The organism is Chungangia koreensis (assembly GCF_042651785.1).
Classification (GTDB): Bacteria; Bacillota; Bacilli; order Bacillales_A; family Planococcaceae; genus Chungangia; species Chungangia koreensis.
In genome coordinates this window covers 234,701-243,328 of sequence record NZ_JBHSEC010000014.1, presented here as the reverse complement: position 1 = coordinate 243,328, position 8,628 = coordinate 234,701, and the positions used below count along the sequence as shown (strand labels likewise).

The following is an 8,628-nucleotide window of genomic DNA, read 5'->3' as shown; positions in this document are numbered from 1 at the left end:
GACTTGCATGTATTAGGCACGCCGCCAGCGTTCGTCCTGAGCCAGGATCAAACTCTCCATAAAGAGTATGAGTTAAGCTCATAAGTTTTGCTGGCATCATTATGATATCCAAATTTGTTGTCTGTTTTGTCCGACGGAGGTCGGATCAAAACAAGTGTTTGTTAGACGTTTTGCTGTTCAGTTTTCAAGGTTCATGTTTTAAATAGTGGAGCGGGTGAAGGGAATCGAACCCTCATCACCAGCTTGGAAGGCTGGGGTTTTACCACTAAACTACACCCGCATATTATAATAGTAATTATGGCGCGCCCGACAGGAGTCGAACCCATAACCTTCTGATCCGTAGTCAGACGCTCTATCCAATTGAGCTACGGGCGCCTTGTTGGTGCGGCCGAGAGGACTTGAACCTCCACGGGGTTAACCCCCACTAGGCCCTCAACCTAGCGCGTCTGCCATTCCGCCACGACCGCGTTTTAGCGACAATACTTATTATACTACGAAAACAAGGAATGTCAATCACTATTTTTAAAATAAAAATGGTGAGCCATGAAGGACTCGAACCTTCGACCCTCTGATTAAAAGTCAGATGCTCTACCGACTGAGCTAATGGCTCGCAATGGCTGGGGTAGCTGGATTCGAACCAACGCATGACGGAGTCAAAGTCCGTTGCCTTACCGCTTGGCTATACCCCAATATGAAGAATGACCCCTACGGGATTCGAACCCGTGTTACCGCCGTGAAAGGGCGGTGTCTTAACCGCTTGACCAAGGGGCCTTATGTATGGCTCCGAAGGCAGGATTCGAACCTGCGACCAACCGGTTAACAGCCGGTTGCTCTACCACTGAGCTACTTCGGAATAAGAGCGACATATCTTGTCGACTTTTTCTATTATAGAGAGTGCGACAAGATTCGTCAACTATTTTTTGCATTTTTTTCGTATGGAAATTTATAAGCTCCGCATCTATTATGAACCGCTAATTGAAAGTTATACATAGCAGCATTTTCATGCCTGCGTTTCAGTAAGTACAATCCGTCCTTTACATCTTCCACATCTATACTTTTTGACATCCATTCTAATTTTCCGTTTGAACTTTGTACCGCACTCTGTACAAATATACATATTTTTATAGGGTCTTTGATTCCCTTGTATCTCCCTCAGATCGGAACAAAATCTCGGCGCATTCGTTTCTTTTAATAGCTTTCGAAAGTCAGCATCCCGATGTTTGTATCCTTTTCCTTCTATATGTAAGTGATAATGACAAAGCTCATGTTTTATGATTCCTTCTAATTCTTCTAACCCATACTTCTTATATGCTTTCGGGTTGATCTCAATATTATGAGAACCCAACAGATAACGTCCGCCTGTAGAACGAAGTTTCGGATTAAAGTATGCTTTATGTCTAAACGGTTTACCGAATAGGCTCTCCGAAATTTCACTCACTAACCTTTGCAAGTTTAAATCGTTCATTCTTACTCCTTTAAAGATGCCTGCCCGGCACCCGGGCAGGCATTGATCATTTTATGATTCTTGTTCTGCCGGCGGAAGCATCGTAAGGGAAATTCTCCCTTTTGATTGATCTACCTTTTCCACCCATACAGTGACGATATCTCCTAACGATACAACGTCAAGCGGGTGTTTAACAAATCCCCGCTTCAATTTAGAAATATGAACAAGTCCATCCTGCTTTACACCAATATCAACGAACGCCCCGAAATCCACCACATTACGTACGGTGCCTTGCAACTCCATTCCTGCTTCCAAATCTTCCATTTGGAGTACTTCCTTCTTAAGCAATGGTTGAGGGAAGGCATCACGCGGATCACGGGTTGGTTTTTTCAAGGAGTTGACCAAATCTTGCAGTGTCACTTCCCCTACTTCCCAGGCCGTAGACAATTCTTTTAGATTCATCTTGTCCAATGATTCCTGTGCTTCTACTTTACCGATTGAGTTTTTATCCAAACCGGCTTCCTTTAACAACCGCTCAGCTACTTCATAGCTTTCCGGATGTATGTCAGTTGCGTCAAACGGATGTTCAGCCTCTTGAATCCGAAGAAAACCGATGGCTTGCTCATAAGTCTTAGCTCCAAGCCGTGGAATTTTCTTTAACTGCTTCCTTGAAGTGAAGCGCCCTAAATCATTTCTTGTATTCACAATGTTTTCAGCAACTGTTTTTGACAAACCCGAAACGTATTGAAGTAATGAGGAAGAGGCAGTATTTACATTTACACCTACCGAGTTAACTGCAGATTCGACAATGAACTTCAGTGATTCAGACAGCTTTTTCTGAGAGACATCATGCTGATATTGGCCGACACCTACCGCTTTTGGCTCAATCTTGACCAATTCCGCTAACGGGTCTTGTAAACGCCGGGCAATTGAGACTGCACTTCTTTGTTCTACTTGTAGTTTAGGGAATTCTTCTCTAGCCAATTCGGAAGCGGAGTAAACACTGGCTCCTGCCTCATTTACAATGACGTACGAAACTTCCCTGTCAACTTCCTTCAAACATTCGGCAATGAATTGTTCTGTTTCGCGTGAAGCTGTACCATTGCCGATTGCAATTATTGAAACCGGATATTTGGCCAACACTTCCAACACTCTCTTTTTAGAACCCTCTTTATCTGGCTTCGGAGGATGCGGATAAATCGCATCTACCTCATGCAGTCTCCCTGTTTCATCGACTACAGCCAGCTTGCATCCCGTTCTGAATGCCGGGTCTACGCCCAATACCATTTTCCCTTTTAACGGCGGCTGAAGAAGCAGGTTCTTTAAGTTCTCAGCAAATATATGAATGGCTTGGGCTTCTGCCTTCTCCGTCAGTTCGTTTCGCATTTCACGTTCAATGGATGGTTGGATCAAACGCTTATAGGAATCCTCGATTGCTTCAGCTACCACAGTCTTTGACGGTGAAGATGAACGTGGTAGAATCCGGTTTTGCATGACCGTCATAATCCGGTCCACCGGAGCATCAATTCCTACACGCAATATACCATCCTTTTCTCCGCGATTTAAGGCTAAAATTCGATGCGGCACAATTTTTTGCAACGGCTCTTCGTATAAGTAATACATCTCATATACTTTTTTCTCATCTGATTCCTCATCTTTGACAGTTGAAACGACCTTTCCAGCTTTCCATGTCAAATTACGGATTTCATCTCGAATTGATGCATCATCAGCAAACTGTTCCGCAAGTATATCTTTGGCTCCGCTCAAGGCATCTTCCACTGTCGTTACGCCCAGTTCCTCATTCAAGAAATCTTTTGCATAGTCTTCAGGAGAATCCGATAAGAACTTTATGAGTTTTTCAGCGAGAGGAAGTAATCCTTTTTCTTTAGCAATTGTAGCCTTCGTACGCCTTTTTTGTTTGTATGGACGATAGAGATCCTCTACTCTTTGTAGTATTTCAGCTGCCAATATTTCATTTTTCAGGTCAACTGTTAGTTTTCCTTGTTCTTCGATAATGCGAAGTACCTCATCCTTCCGGTTATTGAGGTTTTGCATATAGTCAAACCGATCAGAGATTTCTTTTATTTGAACCTCGTCAAGAGAACCGGTTGCTTCCTTACGGTACCGGGCTATAAAAGGGACCGTATTCCCATCTTCGAGTAATTTAATAACTTGATCAACTTGTTGAGGTCGTACGTTCAAATCTTTCGCTATTTTTTTTTGCATCTCTTTTGCTTCCATGGCCAACACCCCTTCACAATTACCTTCCATTTTATCATATCCAGAAACAAACACCTTTTCACAACAAAAAAACCGCCCCAAATGGAGCAGTTTTTTAGTGAAGTAATCGTCCTGCTATGAACGTAGCATCATCATCATGTTTAATGGAATCAATAAGCTTTTCTGATAGTCTTAATAAGTTCGGATTGTCCTTAAGAAACGCTTTCGGGCTCTTCATGACTAACCCATCGGAATGGAGAAGAAATAAATCTCCCTCTTCGTACTGATACGATTGCGTCTTCAGTTTTTGTGGACGACCGGACAAATAGCCCATTACCGGCAGCGGATACTTCATAGTATCTGTCTTTTTACTGAATAGATAGAATCGGACATTGCCGACACAGCTATAGGAAATTGTCTTATTCACAAAATCCACTTTGACAATTGCTACAGCCGCTCCACGTTTGTGGAACATTTGCTCGTTGCACCGATAAAGCAACTGATCAATCGATTCCTGATGATGTTCAGCTAAGATCTTCGGCATCACTTCAGAGGATTGCTTTGCGAATGGACCATTTCCTAATCCATCAGCGATTGCAAAGAGGAAGTAATCCTCATTCATGTAGGTGAAATAACTATCACCCGATTCTTTGTTTCCACCCTTGGCTTCCTGATACACATACGCTTCAATATTATCATGTTGAAGTACTTCCATTTATGTAGCACCACCAGCCGCCAAAATAGCTTCCTGCAGTTTTTTAATCGCTTTACGCTGCAGACGAGAAACATGCATTTGAGAAATACCCAAGCGTTCCCCTGCCTCTTTTTGGCTAAGTTGTTCCATATACGTGTATTGGATGATCAGTTTTTCCCGCTCGGATAAAACACTTAGAGCGTTTTCGACCATAAGCCGCTGATCCGTTTTTTCAAACCCATCATCTTGTTCACCCAATATATCAAATAGCGTAACTGTTCCACCATCAAAATCAGCTTCAAGAGCATGATCCATGGAAAGGGCGTGATAACTTTTCCCCATCTCCATTGCCTCAAGTACATCGTCCTCTTCCACTTCCAGATAGTCTGCTATTTCATAGACATGTGGAGAACGTTGCAACTCGGTGGTCAGCGCTTCTACTGCCGATTTAATTTTCGGTCCTAATTCCTTAATTCGGCGAGGTACATGAACAGCCCATGTTTTGTCCCTGAGGAAACGTTTAATTTCCCCGACAATGGTAGGGACTGCAAACGCCTCAAAGCTACGACCGAATTGTGGATCGTAACGCTTAATCGCACCTAACAAACCGAGCATACCCACTTGTACAATGTCCTCATGATACGATTTGCCATTGGAATATTTACGGGCAATCGATTCAACCAGTCGCTGGTAATGGAGGACTAAATTTGTTTGGGCTTCGTCATCCTGATTTTCTTGATATTCTTTTATCCAAGTTAATATTTCTTCCTTTGAGGAGAAATTAGGAGGTGATTGGTTCGACATCTTGATCCACCTGCTCTCCGCGGAGATATTTAGTCATAAAGACCGTAACACCCTCTTCATGGTGGACTTTGACTTCATCCATCAGCGTTTCAATCAGATAGAGGCCCAACCCTCCTTCACGCAAGAAGAGAACGTCCTCATTCTCGTTGTAAGGGCCAACCATTTTTTTCGTTTCATCGAAGTTGAAGCTTTGGCCGTGATCCGCCACCATTACTTCCATTCTGTCTTCATAAAGTGCACAACCGACAACAATTTCTCCGGTTTCATCTTCCTTATAGGCATGCTGTACAGCATTTGTGATCGCCTCGCTCGTGGCAATCTTCAAGTCTTCGATATCGTCATAATTAAATCCGATACGATTCGCCAAACCTGAGATTGTGAGCCTGACCACTCCGATGTATTGAGCCTTTGCAGGGATGCGGAGTTCAATATAATCATATGGTCTCATTATTCACTTCACCTTTTCCAGCTGTTTCGATATCCATTAATTCACCTAACCCTGTAATATCAAACAGTCTTTTCAATCTTGGGGAAAGGCCGACTATTTTAACGTGGCCACCATTTGCTTTGACTGCTTTGTAGAATCCTACAAAAACACCAAGGCCTGTACTATCCATATACGAAACATCTGTCAGATCCAGAACTGCGTTCAAGCCTTCCGTTTCCTGTGCAGATGCTAATTTTTCTTTTAATAGCGGTGCTGTATATGCATCAATTTCTCCGTTGACTTTGATCTGTATATTTTGCTTGCTCTCAAGTAAATCCACTAAAATATCCATGTTTACCCCCGAATTCATCTTTATTTTTGCGTAAATATTATTTACCACAATCCATCGTCAGTTAAACATGCAAAATTATTATTTTTTTAATACTACCATCGTAAAGTCATCTCTTAGTTCATAATCCTGCGATCTTGCAAGCAGTTGGAAAATATGATCCGTCATTTCCTGTGCCGGTAAATCTTTTGCGTCTCTGATTAATGACAGCAATGTTTGTTGGGTTATAAACCCTTCCTTCGTCCTGCTCTCAGTTACACCATCCGTCATGATGACGATAAAATCGTCTTTGTTTAGAGTAACATCATGTTTCTCAAATACAGCGGAAGGATCAACCCCTAAAAGTATGCCCTTTGCCTCCAAATACTCGAAGCGGTCTTCCGCCGCCCGGTATAACAAAGCTGGTTCATGGCCAGCGGAAGCGTACGTAAAGCGGGATTTTTTAATATCAATTCTGCCGTAGAACATCGATATGAACATGGAATCGTCCATATTCCTTTCTACAATTCCATTCATCATGTCGAGCATGTAGTCCGGATTAGTCGAGGAATGCTGTAAGCTATCCATCGCAAATTTAATCATGGACATGCACAGGGCTGCCGGAATTCCTTTTCCGATGACATCCGCCACAGCAACATCTGCATGCTGATCATCATTACTAACAAAGTAAATGTAATCTCCGTTCATTTTCTTAGCAGGAATGGAGACTAATCCGATGTCGAATCCGGATAATTGCGGAACCTTTGTTTTCAGCATGGTTTCTTGGACATTTGCCGCTAAGTCCATTTCCATTTTCAGTTCTTCCTGCTTCTTCACGAGACTCTCATGTTCTTTTAAAGCTAAGCCATAACGAATCATTACTTCGATGAGAAGATCGAATGAGTGTAATAACTGTTCCGGCATATCCGGAAATATTTCTTCCAGAGCAGCCTTATGGATGCCGATTACATCTTCTGGTGCTATGTTCTTTTCAATCAATTGACGGCTGAAGTTTTGGCCTATGTACAAATTCTGCTCCGTCTGACTTAAAACATACTGACGTAATATCTCTTTATAATCTTTTGAAAACTGCAGCATCCACTAATTCCCTCCTTATCGGAGCCATTTCACCACTCTGATGGAGGTGCCTTTTCCAGGTTCTGTGTCTAAGTAAAACTCATCCATCAACCTTTTTACACCCGGCATTCCCGCTCCCAGGCCTCCCGAGGTGGAATATCCATCTTCCATCACCTTTTTTACATCAGCAATTCCTGGACCTTCGTCCTGGGCAATGATAGCGATGCCATGCACTCCATTGGATGATAATCTTTCAATTTCAATTTTCCCCTTACCTGCATATAAGTAAATGTTACGAGCAAGTTCACTTATAGCTGTGGTTATTCTTGCCTGGTCGACTGTGCCGAAGCCAACCGCTTTCGCTTCATTTCGGCCAAGCTGCCTAGCAGCAACAATATCCCATTCAGTATATATATCTACAGAAGACCGATAGTTCATTGTCAAGCCTCCAATTCACTGTGGAGTCTCTCTAACCCGTTCTCCAAATCCAAAGCAGTAATGACATTTTCAAGCCGGATTCCAAGTTCGATCAGAGTAATAGCAACCGGTGGCTGTATGCCAGTAATAACGACCTTGGCACCCATGAGCCCCGACATATTGATGACATCACCCAATACTTTCGCGATGAAAGAGTCGATGAAATCAATAGGAGTTAAATCTATGACTACTCCCCTAGCCGCAGTTTCATGCATTTTCTTTAATAAGTCTTCCTGGAACTGAATTGCCGTGTGATCGTCTATCTCCCATTGAATGGAAACGATCAACGTATCTTTCAGTTTAAGAATTGGAATTCGTGTATTCATCAACATTCACCCCCACAATTTTCCTGTCAGTCCAGTTAAGTGCTTGTTCCATCCCAAGCTGCAAAGTACTCGCTGTATAAAATTCACTCAAGTTTATGCCTAATGTGACAATCGTTTGAGCAATTTCCGGACGAATCCCTACAATAATACATTTGGAACCTATAAGCCTTACTGCATCAGCTGCTTGGATTAAATGATGGGCAACCATCGTATCCACAAGCGGCACTCCCGTAATATCAAGAAGTACAACTTCAGCACGGTGCTTAACAACACCTTCAAGTAGGTTCTCTAATATAAGTTTTGCCCGCTCAGTGTCGATTGTTCCTACAAGTGGCATAACCGACACACGGTCAATGACAGGTATGAGGGAGGCGGAAAGTTCTTGCAATGCAATCTTTTGTAGGTTAACTGTGCGTTCCCAAGAATCCGAATAGTTAGCGATAATGGATTCACTCATTGGGGAAATCCAAGTTGAGAAGAGATCTGTATAATCGTGGACGTCTATTAATTCCTTTTCAACAAGAACCATATAAACTACTTGAGCAAATTGGTTAATCACCTTAACAACAAATGTTATTGACCACCCAAACTTCACTACCTTATCAGCCACATTACGGACACGCATTTCGTCCTGTTCAACGTCAAATAGACTTGACACCATCAGGCCGGCAAACTCGCGAAGCGTCTCATCTATAACTTTATCTGACATCAGGTTGGACGTCTGTTGATCTTTTTCTTTTTCTATTAATGAATACCATCGTTCAAAAATTTCATCGAAATTTTCTCTCACATTTACTGCTGTCTTTCTATTCATCTCTAAAAACAATACCT

At 42.5% G+C, this 8,628-nt stretch carries 10 protein-coding genes, 7 tRNA genes and 1 rRNA gene; all 18 read right to left on the bottom strand.

All coding sequences use genetic code 11. The features are described 5' to 3' along the window. Positions 1-63 (bottom strand): 16S ribosomal RNA (locus tag ACFOZY_RS09020); the annotation flags it as partial. Positions 64-206: 143 nt separating this feature from the next. Then, positions 207-280 (bottom strand) — tRNA-Gly (locus ACFOZY_RS09015). A gap of 18 nt (positions 281-298) precedes the next feature. Next, positions 299-375: transfer RNA gene (locus ACFOZY_RS09010), tRNA-Arg, on the bottom strand. A 5-nt stretch (positions 376-380) separates the two neighbouring features. Continuing rightward, positions 381-467 (bottom strand) — tRNA-Leu (locus ACFOZY_RS09005). Between the two features lie 67 nt (positions 468-534). After that, positions 535-610 (bottom strand) — tRNA-Lys (locus ACFOZY_RS09000). Between the two features lie 4 nt (positions 611-614). Then, a tRNA-Gln gene (locus ACFOZY_RS08995) sits at positions 615-689 on the bottom strand. A gap of 10 nt (positions 690-699) precedes the next feature. After that, positions 700-771 (bottom strand) — tRNA-Glu (locus ACFOZY_RS08990). A 7-nt stretch (positions 772-778) separates the two neighbouring features. After that, positions 779-853 (bottom strand) — tRNA-Asn (locus tag ACFOZY_RS08985). Positions 854-1,000: 147 nt separating this feature from the next. Next, positions 1,001-1,465 carry a SprT family protein gene (locus ACFOZY_RS08980; protein ID WP_378154509.1) on the bottom strand — a complete coding sequence of 155 codons (465 nt, stop codon included), beginning with the start codon at positions 1,463-1,465 and terminating at the stop codon, positions 1,001-1,003. A 51-nt stretch (positions 1,466-1,516) separates the two neighbouring features. Beyond that, positions 1,517-3,685: a Tex family protein gene (locus tag ACFOZY_RS08975; RefSeq protein WP_378154529.1), complete on the bottom strand. Its 2,169-nt coding sequence runs from the start codon at positions 3,683-3,685 to the stop codon at positions 1,517-1,519. Positions 3,686-3,779: 94 nt separating this feature from the next. After that, positions 3,780-4,379, bottom strand: a complete 600-nt coding sequence (locus ACFOZY_RS08970) for a PP2C family serine/threonine-protein phosphatase (RefSeq protein WP_378154507.1) — start codon at positions 4,377-4,379, stop codon at positions 3,780-3,782. Continuing rightward, a complete protein-coding gene (gene sigB / locus ACFOZY_RS08965) occupies positions 4,380-5,162 on the bottom strand; it encodes an RNA polymerase sigma factor SigB (RefSeq protein WP_378154505.1) in 783 nt (260 codons plus the stop codon). Next, positions 5,140-5,610, bottom strand: a complete 471-nt coding sequence (rsbW, locus tag ACFOZY_RS08960; protein ID WP_378154504.1) for an anti-sigma B factor RsbW — start codon at positions 5,608-5,610, stop codon at positions 5,140-5,142. The genes sigB and rsbW overlap by 23 nt, the downstream gene beginning before the upstream one ends. Further along, on the bottom strand, positions 5,597-5,941 hold the full coding sequence (locus ACFOZY_RS08955; protein WP_378154502.1) for an anti-sigma factor antagonist: 345 nt from the start codon (positions 5,939-5,941) through the stop codon (positions 5,597-5,599). The genes rsbW and ACFOZY_RS08955 overlap by 14 nt, the downstream gene beginning before the upstream one ends. A 78-nt stretch (positions 5,942-6,019) precedes the next feature. Continuing rightward, positions 6,020-7,015 carry a PP2C family protein-serine/threonine phosphatase gene (locus tag ACFOZY_RS08950; RefSeq protein WP_378154500.1) on the bottom strand — a complete coding sequence of 332 codons (996 nt, stop codon included), beginning with the start codon at positions 7,013-7,015 and terminating at the stop codon, positions 6,020-6,022. Positions 7,016-7,030: 15 nt separating this feature from the next. Further along, the gene (locus ACFOZY_RS08945) at positions 7,031-7,432 is read right to left on the bottom strand and encodes an anti-sigma regulatory factor (RefSeq protein ID WP_378154498.1); all 402 of its coding nucleotides are present in this window, start codon (positions 7,430-7,432) and stop codon (positions 7,031-7,033) included. 2 nt (positions 7,433-7,434) lie between these two features. Further along, positions 7,435-7,797 (bottom strand): STAS domain-containing protein, encoded by a 363-nt coding sequence (locus ACFOZY_RS08940; RefSeq protein ID WP_378154496.1) that lies wholly within the window; start codon positions 7,795-7,797, stop codon positions 7,435-7,437. Then, a complete protein-coding gene (locus tag ACFOZY_RS08935) occupies positions 7,772-8,611 on the bottom strand; it encodes an STAS domain-containing protein (protein ID WP_378154494.1) in 840 nt (279 codons plus the stop codon). The genes ACFOZY_RS08940 and ACFOZY_RS08935 overlap by 26 nt, the downstream gene beginning before the upstream one ends. Between the last annotated feature and the right edge of the window lie 17 nt (positions 8,612-8,628).

Coding starts and splice junctions, on each gene's coding strand:
- ACFOZY_RS08945 (WP_378154498.1), bottom strand. CDS start 7,432: ATGAACTATCGGTCTTCTGTAGATATATATACTGAATGGGATATTGTT.
- ACFOZY_RS08940 (WP_378154496.1), bottom strand. CDS start 7,797: ATGAATACACGAATTCCAATTCTTAAACTGAAAGATACGTTGATCGTT.
- ACFOZY_RS08975 (WP_378154529.1), bottom strand. CDS start 3,685: ATGGAAGCAAAAGAGATGCAAAAAAAAATAGCGAAAGATTTGAACGTA.
- sigB (WP_378154505.1), bottom strand. CDS start 5,162: ATGTCGAACCAATCACCTCCTAATTTCTCCTCAAAGGAAGAAATATTA.
- ACFOZY_RS08955 (WP_378154502.1), bottom strand. CDS start 5,941: ATGGATATTTTAGTGGATTTACTTGAGAGCAAGCAAAATATACAGATC.
- ACFOZY_RS08970 (WP_378154507.1), bottom strand. CDS start 4,379: ATGGAAGTACTTCAACATGATAATATTGAAGCGTATGTGTATCAGGAA.
- ACFOZY_RS08950 (WP_378154500.1), bottom strand. CDS start 7,015: ATGCTGCAGTTTTCAAAAGATTATAAAGAGATATTACGTCAGTATGTT.
- ACFOZY_RS08935 (WP_378154494.1), bottom strand. CDS start 8,611: ATGAATAGAAAGACAGCAGTAAATGTGAGAGAAAATTTCGATGAAATT.
- ACFOZY_RS08980 (WP_378154509.1), bottom strand. CDS start 1,465: ATGAACGATTTAAACTTGCAAAGGTTAGTGAGTGAAATTTCGGAGAGC.
- rsbW (WP_378154504.1), bottom strand. CDS start 5,610: ATGAGACCATATGATTATATTGAACTCCGCATCCCTGCAAAGGCTCAA.